11 protein-coding genes are annotated in these 17,969 nt (G+C 60.6%); 3 read left to right on the top strand and 8 right to left on the bottom strand.

The genetic code is table 11. The features are described 5' to 3' along the window. Positions 1–138: 138 nt before the first annotated feature. From AB1E37_RS01205 to bcsR, 8 genes are all read right to left on the bottom strand, one after another. Positions 139–1,425: a dicarboxylate/amino acid:cation symporter gene (locus tag AB1E37_RS01205; protein ID WP_117116870.1), complete on the bottom strand. Its 1,287-nt coding sequence runs from the start codon at positions 1,423–1,425 to the stop codon at positions 139–141. A gap of 156 nt (positions 1,426–1,581) precedes the next feature. After that, positions 1,582–3,588: a biofilm formation regulator HmsP gene (gene hmsP / locus AB1E37_RS01200; RefSeq protein ID WP_029884430.1), complete on the bottom strand. Its 2,007-nt coding sequence runs from the start codon at positions 3,586–3,588 to the stop codon at positions 1,582–1,584. A 242-nt stretch (positions 3,589–3,830) separates the two neighbouring features. Then, positions 3,831–7,310, bottom strand: a complete 3,480-nt coding sequence (gene bcsC / locus AB1E37_RS01195) for a cellulose synthase complex outer membrane protein BcsC (RefSeq protein WP_004901204.1) — start codon at positions 7,308–7,310, stop codon at positions 3,831–3,833. Then, the gene (gene bcsZ / locus AB1E37_RS01190; RefSeq protein ID WP_014599275.1) at positions 7,292–8,401 is read right to left on the bottom strand and encodes a cellulose synthase complex periplasmic endoglucanase BcsZ; all 1,110 of its coding nucleotides are present in this window, start codon (positions 8,399–8,401) and stop codon (positions 7,292–7,294) included. Before bcsZ ends, bcsC begins: the two co-directional genes overlap by 19 nt. Positions 8,402–8,404: 3 nt before the next feature. Continuing rightward, entirely contained in the window at positions 8,405–10,750 is a 2,346-nt protein-coding gene (bcsB, locus tag AB1E37_RS01185; RefSeq protein ID WP_014906804.1) for a cellulose biosynthesis cyclic di-GMP-binding regulatory protein BcsB, read from the bottom strand. 10 nt (positions 10,751–10,760) lie between these two features. Continuing rightward, on the bottom strand, positions 10,761–13,379 hold the full coding sequence (bcsA, locus tag AB1E37_RS01180; RefSeq protein ID WP_002921508.1) for a UDP-forming cellulose synthase catalytic subunit: 2,619 nt from the start codon (positions 13,377–13,379) through the stop codon (positions 10,761–10,763). Next, positions 13,376–14,107, bottom strand: coding sequence for a cellulose biosynthesis protein BcsQ (gene bcsQ, locus AB1E37_RS01175; RefSeq protein ID WP_002921510.1), 732 nt, complete (start codon positions 14,105–14,107; stop codon positions 13,376–13,378). Before bcsQ ends, bcsA begins: the two co-directional genes overlap by 4 nt. An 11-nt stretch (positions 14,108–14,118) precedes the next feature. Next, positions 14,119–14,307 (bottom strand): cellulose biosynthesis protein BcsR, encoded by a 189-nt coding sequence (gene bcsR, locus AB1E37_RS01170; protein WP_002921513.1) that lies wholly within the window; start codon positions 14,305–14,307, stop codon positions 14,119–14,121. A 168-nt stretch (positions 14,308–14,475) separates the two neighbouring features. Here bcsR and bcsE point away from each other — a divergent pair, with 168 nt between their 5' ends. Genes bcsE through bcsG form a run of 3 tightly spaced genes read left to right on the top strand, consistent with a single transcriptional unit; the run spans position 14,476 to position 17,902 of the window. Continuing rightward, entirely contained in the window at positions 14,476–16,029 is a 1,554-nt protein-coding gene (gene bcsE / locus AB1E37_RS01165; RefSeq protein WP_029884433.1) for a cellulose biosynthesis protein BcsE, read from the top strand. After that, entirely contained in the window at positions 16,029–16,226 is a 198-nt protein-coding gene (gene bcsF, locus AB1E37_RS01160; RefSeq protein ID WP_004901215.1) for a cellulose biosynthesis protein BcsF, read from the top strand. Before bcsE ends, bcsF begins: the two co-directional genes overlap by 1 nt. Continuing rightward, positions 16,223–17,902, top strand: coding sequence for a cellulose biosynthesis protein BcsG (gene bcsG / locus AB1E37_RS01155; protein ID WP_004173944.1), 1,680 nt, complete (start codon positions 16,223–16,225; stop codon positions 17,900–17,902). The genes bcsF and bcsG overlap by 4 nt, the downstream gene beginning before the upstream one ends. The last annotated feature ends 67 nt before the right edge of the window (positions 17,903–17,969 follow it).

Here is a 17,969-nt window from a genome sequence, read left to right as displayed (position 1 = left end):
TTAGACCACACGGAGACGAAAATGTCGCATGACAACGTAAAATAATCATTTCGTGTCATTCCCACCGGGCGGGAATGACCTCTAATTATGCGCAGGAGGCCGTACTCCAGCAAGGGAGTACGGGCCTAAGAGGAGGATTTAAGAGGATAATTCGTGCGTTTTGTTCGCCGGAACACGGTTATTCAGAACGTCATCCATCTGTTTGGCATCCAGTTCTTTCACCCATTTCGCCACCACCACCGTGGCAACGCCGTTACCCACCAGGTTAGTCAGCGCGCGGGCTTCGGACATAAAGCGGTCGATACCGAGGATCAGCGCCAGACCAGCCACCGGTAAATGACCGACGGCCGAGATGGTCGCCGCCAGCACGATGAAGCCGCTGCCGGTCACCCCTGCCGCCCCTTTGGAGGAGAGCAACAGCACCACCAGCAGGGTGATCTGATGGAAAATATCCATATGGCTGTTGGTCGCCTGGGCGATAAAGACTGCGGCCATCGTCAGATAGATAGAGGTGCCATCGAGGTTGAACGAATAGCCGGTCGGGATCACCAGGCCTACCACCGATTTACGGCAGCCCAGCTTCTCCATCTTGTCGAGCATTCTCGGCAGCGCCGATTCTGATGAGGAGGTCCCCAGCACAATCAGCAGCTCTTCCCGGATATAGCGGATAAATTTGAAGATGCTGAAGCCGGTGGCCCGGGCGATGCTCCCCAGCACCACCACCACGAACAGGATACAAGTGATATAGAAGCAGATAATCAGCTGCCCCAGCTGCACCAGGGTGCCGACGCCATATTTACCGATGGTAAAGGCCATGGCTCCGAAGGCGCCGATCGGCGCCAGGCGCATGATCATATTGATAATGCCGAAGATAACCAGGGAGAAGCTTTCAATGACGTTGAAAATCAGCTGGCCCTTGCTGCCCAGACGGTGCAGGGCAAAACCAAACAGGACGGCGAACAGCAGAACCTGCAGAATGTTGCCGCTGGCGAAGGCGCCAATGACGCTGCCCGGGATCACATCCAGTAAAAAGGCCACTACCCCTTGATCTTTAGCCTGCTCAGCGTACACCGCCACCGCTTTCGCATCGAGCGTCGACGGGTCGACGTTCATCCCGGCGCCCGGCTGCACCACGTTGACGATAATCAGACCGATAATCAGCGCGATGGTGCTGACCACTTCGAAATAGAGCAACGCCACCGCCCCGGTACGGCCAACGGCTTTCATGCTTTCCATCCCGGCGATCCCCGTCACGACGGTACAGAAGATAACCGGAGCAATCACCATTTTAATCAGCTTAACGAAGGCGTCGCCAAAGGGTTTCATTTGCGCGCCCAGTTCCGGGTAAAAATGGCCCAGCAGAATACCGATCGCTATGGCCGTCAGCACCTGGACATAGAGGCTTTTAAAGATAGAGGTTTTCATAGGGTGTCCTTTGGGAATAACCACAGAGCAAGAAGGGATATTTGACGTCTGTGGCTTAAAAATAACACCCTGGAAACATTTCAGAAATAACTAACGCCGAAAGTGCAACGCAATTGTTAAAATCTTTGAGCTGACTCGCACAAGTCAACAAAACATTTACAAATTTTCATCCTCCCGAACCGGGGAGAGATAGCGCGCGCTGAATGCCTCCTGCGGCAAAGCGCAACCGAACAGATGGCCCTGGAGCACCTCGACGCCGGCGGCTTGCAACCAGCGGCGCTGGGCGTCGTTCTCCACCCCTTCCGCCACGATACGCAGCGACAGGCCGCGCGCGAGCTGGATCATCGCCGGCACCATGCTGACATCCTCCGGCAGCATATCGATGAATACTTTATCGATTTTCAGAATATCCACCGGCAGAGCTTTCATCTGCTGCAGCTGGTGCAACCCGGCATAACCCATGCCAAAATCATCCAGCGCAATCTGTACCCCGGCCTCGCGCAGCGGTCGCAACCGGGCCATCACATCCTGCGGATCGTCCATCCGGCAGCTCTCCGTCACCTCGAGGATGAGGGTGCCCGGGGCGATGCGGTAGCGGGCGATCAGCTTTAGCATCTCCTCGCCGCGGTCGTGTTCCAGCAGCTGGAGCAGGGAAACATTGACCGACAGCGGCAGCATAATCCCCTGGCTTTGCCAGGCCGCCAGCTGGCGGCAGGCCTCTTCCATCACCCAGTAGCCGACCGGGATAATCAGCCCGCAGGACTCAATGCGCTCAATCAGCGACGGCGGTAGCGACCAGCTGCCATCCGCCTGCCGCTGGCGCAGCAGTACCTCGGCGCCGCAGATCTCGCCGCTGGCGCAGGCCACCTGCGCCTGCAGCCAGATCGCGAACTGCTGGTTATCGAGCGCGGTCATAATGTCGTGCTCTTCCATCAGGCGGCGCTGAGCCTTTTCCATCTGCTCGGGATCGAAGAACTCGATCTGGTTTTTGCCTTTACGTCGTGCGGTGACGGCGGCCGACACCGCGCGCCGGTAAAACTGCTCGGCGCTGAGCCCGGCGTGGAACATGGCGATCCCGACGCTGGCGTAGGGCCGCAGCTGCAGCCCATGCAGCGGTAAACGCTCATTAATAATAGTGAGCACTTGCTTACTTAACGTTACCGCCTGCCACGGTTCGGCGAGGCCATCGGCGAGAATCGCGAAGTCATACCCGCTCACCTGAGCCAGCATCATCTGCGGCGGGATCGCGGCCCGCAGCTTCTCCACCAGCGTCAGGAGCAGCATTTCGCGCTGACTCTCCTTGAGGACTCCGGCGGCGTCCTGCAGGGTTTCACAGGCGACGACGATCAGCGCGGCGCTCTGCGGGCGGGCCACCGTCTGCTCCAGCATCGCCAGCAAAAAGGCTTTATTCGGCAGCTCGGAGACCGGGAAGCGGGTCGACTGGATGGACAGCTCATCATGCTGGCGGACCAGGCTCTGCTGGTTGCGGTTATAGCTACGCACCAGCATACCGATCTCGTCGTCATGGTGCAGGCGCGGCAGGGTCAGCTGATGGCCAAGACGCTCCTGCTGGGAGAGATCGTTCAGCTCGCGGGCGATACGCCGCAGAGGGCGAACCATCAGCCGGTTGATGCACCAGGTGAGCGCCACCGTCAGCATCAGCACCAGAAGTAAGTAAGCAGTCACTAACGTAGCAAGGGCGCTCATGACGAATTTATACATGCGATAGGAGTCGGCCTGCAGCACCAGATAGGCCAGCGGCTGCGGGTTGGCCGGCCGCTCCAGCGAATAAATGGGCAGCGAAATCTGCACCGGCAGCTCAAACAGCCGGGTGACGGTTACCGGCACCGGCCGCTCGGGGATAAATCGCATCCGCAGCGCCTGGAACTGGTTCGGCAATACCACATCCGCCCGGCTGACGATGCCAGCAGGCTGGATACGGCTTAAAATGGCTTCCGCTTCCGGAATATCGGCTTTCAGAATAGCCGCAGACAGCGGTTCGCGAACGGATCGCGCGATACTTTCTAACTGCGTGGCCGTGGTAAAGCGACTCTGTTGCACAAAGTGAAACAGCAAAATAGTGCAAAAAACCAATACAAAGGCCATGGACACGCTCGCGACCATCGCCATCTGTTTGATTGTAAGTGAACGGCTGACGCGCAACGGTGTTCTCCACTGATACTGAATACATACCCGGTATCAATCCTTCAATCCCGGTCGTTTCAGGCTGATTATATACTTAAATCCTTCGCCCACGCCCGCGAGGGATGAAGTGACGGGATATTTCCGCGCGGTGGCGCGGACGCCGGGATACATCCCCGACGGCCAACGGTGGGCAACGCCTCACGAGTATACGCGAAGCGCGTCGCGGAGTGGCGCTCTGTAACGTAATTCAGCCTATTCTGCTACCAGTCGGCGTAGGGCACCAGCGGCTGGGGCGGCATATCCAGATCCCCCTGCCAGCCGGCCGCCGAGTAGCGGACGTAAAGCAGCGCATGGCTCGGGGTGTAATCCTTCGCCTGCTGAATATCGACCGCGGCGCCGACGAACCAGTTGCTGGTCACCCGCCGCTCCACCAGCGCTCTGGCGGTGTAACCGAATCCATGGCTGCTGCTCCCCTCCTCCGTCAGCTCGCTGGCGCGCTGCCGGTAGTCGGACGGGATCAGGTTCAGCAGCGGATAGCGGGCTTGCGTCTGGGTGCGCGAATGGGACCATGACACCGACCCGCCGAGCTCCCAGGACCAGTTCTCGGTGCGCTGACGCCAGGTCACCGGCACGGCGAACGAGAGATACTCCTGTGGGCTGTAATAGCCGCCCTGGCCGAGGGTGTAGCCGCTGAGATCTTTGTCGTAGTGCCAGATCATATTGTTGAGGCCGACGGTGACGCGACGATTATTCTCGTTGATGACCTTGTAGTAGTACCCGGTCATCCAGCGCACACGCCAGTTATCCGCCACGTTTTTACCGGTCAGCGAGTCGGCGCCCAGCGAGGACCAGATGCCGTGAGCCTCCCCGCGATCGTAGCTCAGGCTCAGGCCGCCGCCGTCGGCGCGGACGCCGCCCCAGGTGGCGCCGGTATGGCTGCTGCTGTCCTTCTGCCCGCCAAAGGAGAGCAGCGAGCTGGAGATAGGCCGCCGGTGGACGTTGACCGTGTACCCCACCGGCCCGACGTCGCTGCTGTAGCTCAGCCCCCCCACCACATCGACGACATTGAAGCCCATCGGCGTGGTGCCGATATCCCCGCTCCAGGTGTCATTCTTCCAGCCGACCGCCACGCTGGCCCCGCTGTCGGTCTGATTTTTACTGCCGCTGGTACAGGCGATCTCCCCGCAGGTGCCCCAGCTGGGCGAGTAGCTCCCGTCGCTGTGGGTGGAAAAGCTGCCGGCATCCATATTGACCAGGTCGGTGCGGAAGAACATCCGGCCATCCGCCAGCGGAGCATCCACCTGCAGCATGGTGGTATGCGCCTTCAGGTCGGAATAGCCGCCGGTGCCGCTGGAACCCCAGAAGTCATGTTCCAGGGTGACGTTCAGATCCTGCTGACGATAAAGGTCGGCGGCATCGCTGCGGATCCCACGCTTCAGCCAGTCATCATGGCTGTCGTTGCGCGTCAGCCGCGTAAAAGTATCGTTATCCTGCGGCTGCGCGGGGGTAATGCCGGAGGCCACCATCGCTTCCCGGTAGTGCGTCAGCGCCTGCTGCGGCGCCCCGCTCTGGGTGGCAAAGCGCGCGGCATCGCGCAGCACCAGCGCGCTCTCCATCGAGGGCGGCTGCGCCTTCGCCTGCGGCACAATCTGATTAAAAATCCGTTGCGCGTCAGCGGTATCGCCAAGGCCAGCTCGCGCCAGCGCCACCCGCCGCTGCATGTTCATGGATTCGGTCTCTGCGCCTTTCAGCTGCATGACCTGCGCCCGGGCGGCCGGTTTATCGCCCTCCGCCAGGTAGACTTCCGCAAGGCCGAGGCGCGCATCGCCGTTGTCGGCTTCCTGACGCAGCACCCGCCGATAGTCGGCAATCGCCGTCTGGCTGTCGCCGCGCTGCTGCGCCCAGTCGGCCAGCGTCAGGTCATAGCGCACCGAAGACGGCTGCCGTTTGATGAGGGCGATCGCCTGCGCTTCGTCGCCGCTGTCGCGCAGCTGGTTGGCCTGGCGCAGCACCCGGTCGCTTTGCAGGCGCGCTTCGAGTTCACGAATGTTATCCGTCCACGCGCTGCGCGGCAGAGCGGCGATTTGCGCCAGAGCCAGATCGTCCTGGTCGTTCCCCGACAGGTAGAGTCCCGAGGCGTAGACCCGTTCGGCGTCCTGCGGCTGGCGGTTGACCATCGTCCGCATCAGCGCGTCGGCCTCCTGGCGTTCACCGGCGCTGACCAGATCCCGCGCCAGACGGTAGGTTATCCAGACGCTGTCCGGATCCAGCGCCAGGCGCCGACGCTGAACTTCCGCCGCCTGCGCCCAGTTGCCCTGGCTCTCCAGAGCCTGCGCCTGTTTCTCCAGCCGGTCGTTAGTCAGGCTGCGCTCAATATCATCGATGCTCCGCCGCTGAGCGGGAGGGAGGCCGGCGATCCAGGCGCTGGCTTTCTCCGGCGATTCGGCGCGGTAGAGGTTGGCCAGGCCGCGCACCGCCAGGTTATTGCCGCGATCCAGGCGCAACGCCTGCTGGTAATAGCGCTCCGCCGCCGCCGCCTCTTTGCGCGCCGCCGCGACGTCCCCCAGCCCCAGCACGGCATAGCTGTCGGTGCGATCGACCCGCTGCGCCTGGGCATAATAGTTCTGCGCCTGCGAAAGCTGGCCGGCTTTCAGGGCGTTATCCCCCTGCTTTATCAGCAGCCAGTAGCGGTTAGTTTGCAGCAGGCTGTCCCACTTGCCGCGGTTCGGGCTGTCAGGGTCCATAGCAATCGCTTTACTGAGCTGCGCCACTGCCCGCGCGCGGTCGCCGCGCTGGGAATAGGCCTGGCCAAGAGCGCCCACCGCGTCGCTGTCGCGGCTGTCGGCCTGAACGGCTTTCTGCAGATCCGCGACCGCCTGCGTGGTATTCCCGGACTTGACCGCCGCCAGCCCTTCCGAGCGGGCGCGGAAAGTCGGATCCTGCAGCTGCGCCTGCTGTTGGTCGAGCAGAACGCGGGCGTTCGCCGCCACCGAGCCGGTGGGAAACTGCAGAAGAAATTGCTGCAACGCCTGCACGCTGGCCTTACTCACCGGCATGCTTTTCACCTCACTGAACCACATATCGGCGGCGATACCGCGTCCCGAGGCCGATCGGGCCATCTCCGCCAGATAGGCGAACCCCTCCTGCGGTTTGTTATCTGCGAACATCTGCTTCGCCAGCGAAGTCAGCAGGCTGACGTTGCCCGGCGCGCTGGCGTTCAGTTTTTTCAACTGGCTGACGCCTTCGCTATGGCGGGACGGCAGGCGCGCCACCAGCGTCCAGTATTCAATGGCGACGTCAACGTCATCCGGCACCCCGCCGTACAGTTTTTCATAGGCGGCGATGGCTTCATCGACCTTCCCGGCCACGCCCAGCAGTCGCGCCTGCTGCAGCGCCTGGCGGCCCTCGCCGGTGTTGCTTTTCATCTCATTGCGCGACGCCTTCAGCTCCGGGGAGTCCGGCGCCAGCTTCGTCAGTCGTTCCAGCTCTTTTTGCGCCCCGGCGGCATCCCCCTGACGCAGCAGATAGCGCATCCGCGCGGCAATCAGCTCCGGGTTGTTGGGATCAATCAGCTCCAGACGGTACAGCGACTGGCGCACCAGGTCTTCACGATTGCTGGCCTCGCCGAGGCGCACCTGCTCCAGCAGATGCTCCTGGGCAGGCGTCGTCGTCGCCTGCGCTAACGGCAGCAGCGCAACGCCGAGGGACAGCGTGAGTAAACTTAGTGTGAGCTTGCGCATTCCTGGTTCCAGTCAGGTTGTAATTCGCCACTCGCCGTGAAACGAAAACGGTGTTGATCCCAACCCTGGCCGAACAGCGTCAGAACTGCGCTGTAGTAGGCATCCGCGCCGGGATAGTTATCGGCGACGCGCTGGCGTTGCACCGACCGGGCCTCGTCGTCCTGTAAAAACGGCAGCATTGCCGCGGAGAAGCCCACTGGCCCCTGACCGCTGGTTTTGCCGGTGACGATATTCACTTTCTCCGGGGGTACCCCATGCTCCGTGGTCTGCGCCGCCATCGGCGCGAAGCGTTGCAGCAGACGCGCTTTCTGCTTATCGCCATCATGGAGCATGCCCACCCACAGGTAGACGCGAATCGCGTCATAGCTGCCGATCGGCGGCTTTTCGGTTTTCAGCTGCCAGCCTTTCCCTTTCTCATAGCGCACCCAGTCCGGGGTAAAGCCTTTCGGCGCGGTCTCCAGCAGCAGGCGCAGGTTACTGTCGCGCAGAGCGGGCCACGGCGCGCCAAAACGCACAAAGTAGGTGGCCAGCTGCGGCGGAAGATAGCTGGGGTTAAACCGCCAGCCGCTGTCATCGGCAAAACCGACTTTTCCCGGCAGCAGCATCGTGCCGAGGCCCGGCACCGCCACCGTCTCTTCAGCGACAATCCGCGCCAGCAGGGCTTTACCGGTCTCGGTGTACTGCGGCTGTTGCCACAGGCGCCCCGCCTCCAGCAGCGCCCAGGCTATCCACAGATCCGAGTCGGACGCCGAGTTGCTGTCCAGCAGGGTCCACTGCTCATCGTCCTTTTTGCCCCACAGCCAGCCCGGCAAATGTTGTTTCAGATCGCCTTCCGCCAGGTTGTTCTGCGTCCAGGTCAGCAGTTTGTCGAACCCTGCGCGATCGTTGGCCGCCAGGGCGAAAAACAGGCCATAGCTCTGTCCTTCCGAGGTGGAGATTTTGCGCGCATCGCTGGGGTCAATCACCCGTCCCTCGGGGCTGACGTACGCTTGTTTAAACTGCTCCCAGGCGGGCCACTGGCAGGCGGCGCCCACCTGGCCCGCCGCCAGCAGCAGCGCCGAGAGCACCGCGCCACAAAGTACTTTCATCATGGTTTACTCATCATCCAGGCTAAGACGGCGGCGGCTGATGATGCGCAGCATGCGCCACAGCACCCATGCCAGCAGCACAATGCTGATGGCGGCGAAGATCGCCAGCAGTATCGGGTGGTTAGAGAGCGCGAACCAGATGCGCTCGAACCAGGGCAGATGACCCACGTAGTAAATATCCCCCACCCGCAGACTGTTGACGCCGGATTCGCGGATCACCGCCACCGAGCCAAACATCGCTGCCCGCTTACCGCTGTCGTTGAGGGCGTTGGTCAGCAGTTCATTACCGCGCGGGCTGTCGGCCAGCAGGGCCACCACGCTGCGCTGATCGTTATACGGCGACTGGAAGCCAATCACCGCCGCCATCGGCCCGGAAGAGGTAATGTCGGTGCGGGTATTGGGTGTGCGGGCCTCATCGTCGGGATAAATGCTCGCCAGGTCATAGTGGCGCATCGGCATTTTCACCCAGCTTTTGGTCGCCTCGACCAGCAGGTTGATTTTGGTATCGTCCTTGAGCGACGACGGGATCGCGCCGATCAGCAGCAGATCCGCGTCTTTATTCTTGATCTGGTTGCCATCGTCGGTCATTTGCAGATTAATCGCCGCCAGACCGGTCTGCGAACCGATGCCCCCCAGCGCCTGCAGCAGCGTCGCCACCTGGCCCTGGGTCGGCGCCTTCGGCACCACCACCAGCGTGTCGGAAAGGTCCGCCATACGGCTGTAAGGGAAGCCCGCATTGGCGAAGACGCGCAGGTCCGGCAAGGCGATAAAGTGATAATACTTCGAGAAGTCGATGGTCGAATCGTCGCCGATCACCACGTGGTTCTGCACCGGCTGGAAGGTAATACAGTTGTCGATGGAGCCGCCGGGCATCGGGTTCATATACTGGAAGTCAAAGCGCAGCTGGTTGACCGCCCCAAGACGCAGCGCGGGGATGGTGACCTCCGATTTGCCGTCCAGCAGCCCCTGCAGCACCGGCAGGCGCAGGATCAGTTTGTTCACGTCCTGGGAGCTGTTAAGGCTGAACGACTGCAGGAACTGGTCGTTGAGGCTGATATCCATCCGCGAGCTGTCCTTCACCGGCGGCATGGTGTAGCGGTATTTCAGATCCATATCGATGCCGTTGGCCCGCAGCAGATAGAGATCCGGCGGCAGGTTAAGCGCCACGGTGATGGCATCCGGCACCAGCCCGCTGGACTGCAGCTGTTGTTCATAGGTTTTCAGCTCAGCAAAGGTGACCGAACGGTCGGTGCGCACCCAGTTCGGCGCGTCGTAAGGCTGACGCGGCTGCAGGGTTTTGATGCCGTCCACGGTGACGCTGCTGCCGCGGAACAGAATATTGCCCTGAGCAATCCCCTTCGCCGCCAGCAGCAGGTCGTTATCATCGCGGCCGAAAATCACCAGCAGCTTGACGTAGGGATCGTTCGGGTTGTCGATCATTTCGATGGTCGGCGCCTTGACCGGCGGATGATCGCGCAGGAAGTCCGGACGCTTGTCGTTGGTGGCGAAGACAATGGCGTTACGATCCGGCAGTTCATTGAAATAGACCGGGAACTGCTGGCCGCGCCAGCCGGCCTTGCTGCCGAACCAGGAGGCGACTATCGCCGCCGCCTGCTGCTGGGTGACCGCTGGCGAGCCCGGGAAAATCATCGGCAGCTTCAGCGGGCGGTTATCGCGCGGATCGTAGAACGGCACCGGGAAGTGTGACAGATCGTTATTTACCTTCAGCGACTGGTAGGTGAGATCCAGATAGCTTTCGCGTCCGACGTCCAGCCACAGCGTGCTGCTGGCCGGGTTTTCGCAGACGTCGCGGTAGTGGCCGACAAACTCCAGCCGTACGCGGTTGAAGTCGGTGATGTACAGCGGGTCAATCGGCAGCTGCGCGCGGATCTTTTTCCCCAGCTGCTCTTTGGTGACGGGCAGGACGCCCATCAGCTCATCGTTAAGATAGACCTTCAACTGCGACTGCACGGGCAGCAGCGAGGGCGATGGGGTGTATTCCAGATTGAGCAGCGCGTTGGCGACCAGCTCATCGCTGCGCATGCCGAATTCGACCGACGCGTCAGGCCGTGAGCCGCGCAGCACGATGCTGCCGGGCGGCGGCGCGATGGTGGCAAAGCTCAGCTTCACCTCCCGCTGCGGCACGTTCTCGGCCACCGCCGCCGGAGCGGTCGGTTCGGCGAGGGTCGCCGTCGGCTCGCCCACCACGATCGGCGCAGCCGGGGTCGCGGCCTGCGGCTGAACGACAGGGGCAGCGTTCGCCACCGCGGCCGGCGCCGCATAAGAGGCCAGTGGATACCAGCTGCACATGCCCACCGCTACTGCACACATCCAGGAAAGTTTTCTTTTCATCGCATTATCATCATTGTTGAGCCATTGCCGGGTCTGCGGAGAGCGTCGGCGCGGCGCGTTCAGGGCGTCGGGGTACAAACGACGCTATCCAGGCCACCAGCGAAGTGAGCGCGCGGAAAACCACCTTCACCGACGGCGGCGAAAACTCCGCCAGGTGACGATAGCCACGAAAGCCCAGCTTGAGGATATCCAGCAGGCTTTCCATCGGCTTATCTTCCGGGAAGCTATCCTGCCAAAGCGCCCACGTATCAGCGCGGGCAAACGTACACTGCACAAAATCGATATGCTGCTGGTTGGTTAACGGCAGCAGCTGGAGCCCCACTTCGCTGCCGTTGACCCGCGCGACCCTGACCGGGAAGGCATACTCCTGCTGTCCCCGTTTGAGCAGCAGCCTGGCGTTCTGGCCTTCCAGCACCTGCGCGTCGCCGTTAATTTTGATCCCCAGTCCGCCATCGGAATAGTCGTGGACGGTGCAGGAGAACAGGTGACCATCTTCGCGGGCGATAGCCGCCGGCATGCTCATTTCGACACGGTGCGAACGGCGAACCTGCTTGCTTTCAACCGAGACCGCCACCGCGCCGCCAAGAATAATCAGGTTGTAGAATACCCAGACAATACTCACCCAGACGGTGAGGATTTCATTTTCCGGGCCGTACATGAAGCGCCAGATCCCCACCGCGACGCCGACCAGATTGAGCAGCACCAGGTAGATATAGGGCCGGGAGATCACCCAGTCGACATACTCCTCTTCCACCAGCCCGCCCTTCGCGGTGACGTTGAACTTGCCTTTATGCGGGTTGATCAGCGCCACAAAAGTGGGCGGCGCGATATACCAGGCCAGCACCGTCTCGTAAATTTCACTCCAGAACGAATGGCGATATTTGCCCTGAATCTTCGAGTTGGTCAGGCTGGCGTGGATCATGTGCGGCAACACGAATAGCGCGATCATCAGCGCTGGCGCATAAATGATATAGGCATGGAGCAGCAAAAAGGCCAGCGGCGCCGTGAGGAAGATGAGGCGCGGAATACCGGAGAGAAAGTGAAGCATGGCGTTGGCGTAGCAGACGCGCTGCACCAGCTTCAGGCCTTTGCCAAACAGCGGATTATCGAGGCGGAATATCTGCACCATCCCGCGCGCCCAGCGGATGCGCTGGCCGATATGCGCGGATAAACTCTCCGTCGCCAGCCCCGCCGCCTGCGGAATACGCATATAGGCGGAGGTATATCCCCGCCGGTGCAGACGCAGCGAGGTGTGGGCATCTTCGGTCACCGTTTCGACGGCTATCCCGCCAATTTCATCCAGCGGGCCGCGGCGGATAACGGCGCAGGAGCCGCAGAAGAAGGTGGCGTCCCACATGTCGTTCCCGTCCTGCACCAGGCCGTAGAATAACGTCCCTTCGTTCGGCGTTTTGCGAAAACGACCAAGGTTGCGCTCAAAGGGATCGGGCGAGAAGAAGTGGTGCGGGGTCTGCATCATCGCCAGCTCTTTCTCTTTCAGGAACCAGCCCATGGTCATCTGCAGAAACGAGCGCGTCGGCACATGGTCGCAGTCAAAGATCGAGACGAACTCTCCTTTGGCATATTTCAGCGCATTATTGATGTTGCCGGCCTTGGCGTGTTCGTGGCTGGTGCGGGCGATATAGTGCACCCCAACATCTTTGGCAAACTGGCGAAACGCTTCCCGTCCGCCGTCGTCGAGGATCCAGATGTTCAGCTTGTCCTTCGGCCAGTCGATACCCTGCGAGGCGTAAATGGTGTTTTTCACCACGTTGAGATCTTCGTTATAGGTGGGGACGAAGATGTCCACAGTTGGCCACAAATCCATGTCCTCCGGCAGCGGCACCGGCTGGCGATTCAGCGGCCAGACCACCTGGAAGTAGCCCAGCACCAGCACCACCCAGGCGTAGGTCTCTGCGAACAGCAGAATGATCCCGCACACCAGACTTACCGGGTCGTTCCAGTTCAGCGTCGAGGTATAGCGCCACCAGATATAGCGGCACGACACCGTCAGCGACAGCACGATCAGCATCAGCGCCGAGAAACGGCCCGGGATGCGTCGCACCAGCAGCGCCACGCCCCACAGCAGCATCAGGAAGATAAACTGCGACAGCGGGTTAAAGGGCTGCGTAATACACATCAGCGCCAGCACCAGCGAGCAGAAGGTCACCCCCCCAAGGATCGCCCGGCGCAGTTTAGGATTGAGGTGTGCCAGCTCTTTCTGTTTATCCAGATGGCCGGTGCGGGCGTTCATCTGCTCAGGCAATTTTTCCAGCCACTGCGTATAGCGACCGTGCACCCCTTCCAGCGCCGCCAGCGAACGCCAGTTGACCTTTTTCTCCGGCTCCGGCACGCGCGTCGTCAGTAACCACAGGGATTGCAGCAGGTAGCGCAGCGGATCCAGCGGACGCGGGCGATGCGGATTTATGTGGGGAAAATAGGTTTCATGGCGGGCCAGAATCGCCTGCCAGCGCGGCGTCTCCAGCGGCATCAGCGCCCAGACCAGCGACGCCCACAGACAGCCAAGCGACGCCGACAGCCACGAAGCGCCGTGCTGCCGATAGTCATCATAGCGCGCACGCAGCCGCTCCCCCACCGGCGGGGCCAGCAGCAGCGTACTGAGGCGGATCATGCCGCTCTCCCGGCGGAATAGTGGATCAGGCACCAGTTCGCCAGGGTCAGCACCTCTTCCGCCGCCAGCGAATCCTGACGATACTCCCCGAGAGGTTGTTTCGCCGCCAGGCACTCGGCCATCGCCTCGTCGCGGTGAATCGTCACCGGCAGGATGCGCGGCTGGCTCTCCAGCCACAGCTGGTAGAGATCTTCCTGCAGCTGGCTGCCGACCCGCAGATCGTTAATCAGAATATCGCCGTTGGCCGGGAGGGGCTGCTGGTGTAGACGGATATGGCTATTGGCGTCGGGATGAACCACCACCAGCGAGCGATCGCAAAGCGTCAGCAGCTCGCGGGTCAACGGCGAATAACCCGCCGGCAGATCCAGCAGCAGCCAGCGGTACTGGCCCTGTAGCTGCTGTACTGCCTCCGCTATCGCCCCCAGGGTGGGCTGCAGCTGGTCGACATTTTCTCTTTCGCCGGCGCTGAGCTGGCCAAACGGCAGTAGATCGATATGCTGCGTATAGCGCAAGCCCGCGTCACGCCAGTCCCGGCCGTCGAGCAGCGCCCGCGCCCAGCCGTCCTGATGATGGATATCGGTATTAAAGAAAAAGCGCAGCATATTATCCGGGCTGGCGTCGATCGCCAGCACGCTTTCACCGAGCAATTGCAGGGCCCAGGCGAGTGCAGCCGTAATGGACGTGACGCCAGTTCCCCCGCGCACGCCCTGTAATCCCAGAATAGCCATCTCCGGCTTCCTTATTTTTTCTCTGCAAACTCTGCCAGCAGCGGCCAGCGCTTCAGCGCCGCGTTCAGCTGTTCGCGCCTGGAAATATCATGATAATCAATATCCGGCAGGGAAAATGCCCGGCTAAGCGCCAGAAAATCATTTTGAAAGGTGTACCCCAGCGTGGCGTCCGTGGGTACCGCAGGATCTTTTGCTGGCATATCTCTGTCCGTTCGAAATTTATTATTAAACCAGAGGACGTATACAGCTCATCCTTAAAAGCAGGTGTACATGCTAAAACTGATGACCTTTAATTTCAATGTTAGGTTTACTCTGTCGGTTTCGCTAGTAAACTTATTCAGTGTCAATCAGGGCGCACGAGGGATGCCGTGGATAATGTATTTACTTTGGGTATTTCATCATTATGGGATGAAGTGTGCCATATGCCGGTCGGCGGAGTATGGTGGCTCAACGTCGACCGTTATGCCGATGCCGTCAGCCTGTTTAATCAGACACTGGCCGCGCAGGCGAAAAACAGCCACGTTGCCGCGCTGGTTATGGGAAACAAACCCAAGGATATCATTTTCTTAGATCATACTCACGGTCCGGATAATATCGCGCTGTTCACCCTGCCGAATCGCCCGCAGGCACTGGAGGAAATACACCGCGATTTAGTCTGCTCCCTCGAACCTGGCAATTATTTGTTTATTCTGCTATGCGCTGAAAATGCCTGGCAAAATATAAATAATGAAAAGTTATGCGCCTGGGTAGAAAAGACCAGCCGCTGGGCGCAATATCACCGTTGCGCGTTCTTAGCGATCAATTCCGCGCAGGATATCGATCGGCAGCTGACTCCCTTATTACGTGAGTACCGCTCCCTTTCCGGACTGGCAAGTATTCGTTACCAGGGCGACCGGCATATCTTTGATATTGCCTGGTGGGGAAGCGATAAGGGTATCAGCGCCCAACAGCAGCTGATGGTGCAACATGATGACGCCGGCTGGCGATTAGCGCAGGACGCTGAAACCAGCGTGCAGCCGCGCAGCGACGAAAAAGCGATCCTCAGCCATGTGCGCGTGCTGGAAGGCGCCCCGCCGCTGTCGGAATACTGGACGCTGTTTGACACCAACGACGAGGTCTTCAACGCCGGGCGCACCGCGCAAGCGGCGACGATCCTCTTCTCCATTACCCAAAATACGCAAATTGAACAGCTGGGCCGCTATATTCATACCCTGCGTCGCCAGCGCGGTACGGCGCTGAAAATCATCGTCCGTGAACAAACCCCGAGCCTGCGCGCGACCGATGAGCGGCTACTGCTCAGCAGCGGCGCCAGCCTGGTGATCCCCAGCAGCGCATCGCTCTCCCGCTGCCTGACGCTAATCGAAAGCGTACAGAACCAAAAGTTCTCCCGCCATATCCCGGAAGATTTTGCCACCCTGCTGACCTGGAGCCAGCCGTTAAAGCTGCGCGGCTACCAGAAGTGGGATGCCTTCTGCGAAGCGGTGCACAACGTGATGACCAATACCCTGCTTCCACCCGACAGCAAAGGCGTGATGGTGGCCCTGCGCCCGGCGCCGGGGCTGCGCGTTGAGCAGGCGCTGACGTTATGCAAACCTAACCGGATGGGCGACATCATGACCATCGGCAATAACCGGCTGGTGCTGTTTTTGTCGTTTTGCCGGATCAATGACCTCGATACCGCGCTAAACCACATTTTCCCGCTGCCGACCGGCGATATTTTTTCTAACCGTATGGTGTGGTTTGAAGACAAGCAAATCCTCTCGGAAATCGTAATCATGCGCGGCGTCGAGCCGGCGCGCTGGAACACGCCGCTGCCTCTCTCGGTCGGTAAAAACGAGACCATTAACGCCACCCACGATGGACGCCACTGGCGACGCTACCCCGAACCACACCGGTTAACCACCCGCGAGGAGCAAGCCTGATGATGTCTCTCGCCGATATTCTGCAACTGGTGGTGCTCTGCGCCCTGCTGTTTTTTCCGCTGGGCTACCTGACGCGCCACTATCAGCGCCGGATCCGCACGACGTTAAGACTGATGTTCTTTAAACCCCGTTACGTGAAACCGGCAGGGGTATTACGCCGGAGAACAACGGTTAAGCAAGGCAAAGCGAACAAATGACAAATAAAAAAACGACCGCGGCACCGCTTCCGCTCTGGCAGTACTGGCGCGGCCTTGGCGGCTGGAACTTCTACTTTCTGGTCAAGTTTGCCCTGCTGTGGGCCGGGTATCTCAATTTCCATCCGATGCTGAACCTGGTATTTCTCGCCTTTCTGCTGGTGCCGATCCCGCGCGAAAAGCTACACCGTATCCGCCACTGGATCGCTATTCCGCTGGGATTCGCGCTGTTCTGGCACGATACCTGGCTGCCCGGGCCAGAGTCGATTTTTAGCCAGGGGTCGCAAATCGCCGGCTTCAGCGCCAGCTATATCTGGGATCTGATTGTCCGCTTTATCAACTGGAGCATGGTTGGCGCCTTCTTTGTTTTGCTGGTGCTATGGTTGTTTATCAGCCAGTGGCTGCGCGTCACCGTGTTTGTCTCGGCAATGGTCGTCTGGCTGGCGGTCAGCCCGCTGCTGCCGGCCTTTACCCTATGGCCCTCCGGTCAGCCCACCACGGCCGCCGCCACGACCGCACAGGCCAATACCGGGGCCAACGCCGCCGCTGGCGCCGCGTCCAGCCCCGCCAACAGCGATATTCCGCCGCAGACCGAGCCGCCGACCTCAGCCAACCTGACCAACTGGCTGAACGCTTTCTATGCCGCCGAGCAGAAGCGCAAGACGCCGTTCCCGGACCAGCTGCCGGCGGATGCGCAGCCGTTTGACCTGCTGGTGATCAACATCTGCTCCCTCTCCTGGTCGGATATTGAAGCCGCCGGTCTGATGGATCATCCGCTATGGAAGCACTTTGATATTGTCTTCAAAAACTTTAACTCCGCGACCTCCTACAGCGGCCCGGCGGCGGTGCGCCTGCTGCGCGCCAGCTGCGGCCAGCTGTCGCATACTAACCTGTATCAGCCGTCCGGCGCCGACTGCTACCTGTTTGAAAACCTGGCGAAGCTCGGCTTCAACCAGCAGCTGATGCTCGGCCATAACGGTCTGTTCGGCGACTTCCTGAAAGAGCTGCGTTCGCTGGGCGGCATGCAGAGCCCGCTGATGGACCAGACCGGTCTGCCGGTCAGCCTGCAGGCGTTTGACGGCTCCCCGGTGTATGAGGATCTGGCGGTCCTCAACCGCTGGCTGAAGACCGAAGAGGCCAGCAGCAATCCGCGGAACGCCACCTTCTATAACACCCTGCCGCTGCATGACGGCAACCACTTCCCGGGACAAAGCAAAACCGCAGACTACAAAGTGCGGGCGCAGAAGCTGTTTGATGACCTGGATAACTTCTTCACCGAGCTGGAGAAATCGGGGCGGAAAGTGATGGTGGTGGTGGTGCCGGAACACGGCGGCGCGCTGAAGGGCGATAAGATGCAGGTATCTGGCCTGCGCGATATTCCAAGCCCGTCGATCACTAACGTCCCGACGGCGGTGAAATTCTTCGGTATGAAGGCGCCGCATGAAGGGGCGCCGATTATCATCGATCAGCCCAGCAGTTATCTGGCGGTGTCGGAGCTGGTGGTGCGCGCCCTCGACGGCAAAATGTTCAGCGAGGACAGCGTCAACTGGCAGCAGTATGTCGCCAACCTGCCGCAGAGCGCGGCGGTGTCCGAGAACGCCAACGCCATCGTCATCCAGTATCAGGGCAAGCCTTATGTCCAGCTGAATGGCGGTAGCTGGGTGCCTTATCCGCAATAAGCGACAAGGCCGCCTATGTTGGCGGCCTTACATCGTGAGACGTTCCCATTCTACCTTCTCAGCCCGC

The sequence above is a fragment of the Klebsiella sp. Shm-1 genome (assembly GCF_040804525.1).
GTDB classification, from domain to species: Bacteria; Pseudomonadota; Gammaproteobacteria; order Enterobacterales; family Enterobacteriaceae; genus Klebsiella; species Klebsiella pneumoniae.
This window is presented reverse-complemented; position numbering and strand designations above follow the sequence as displayed.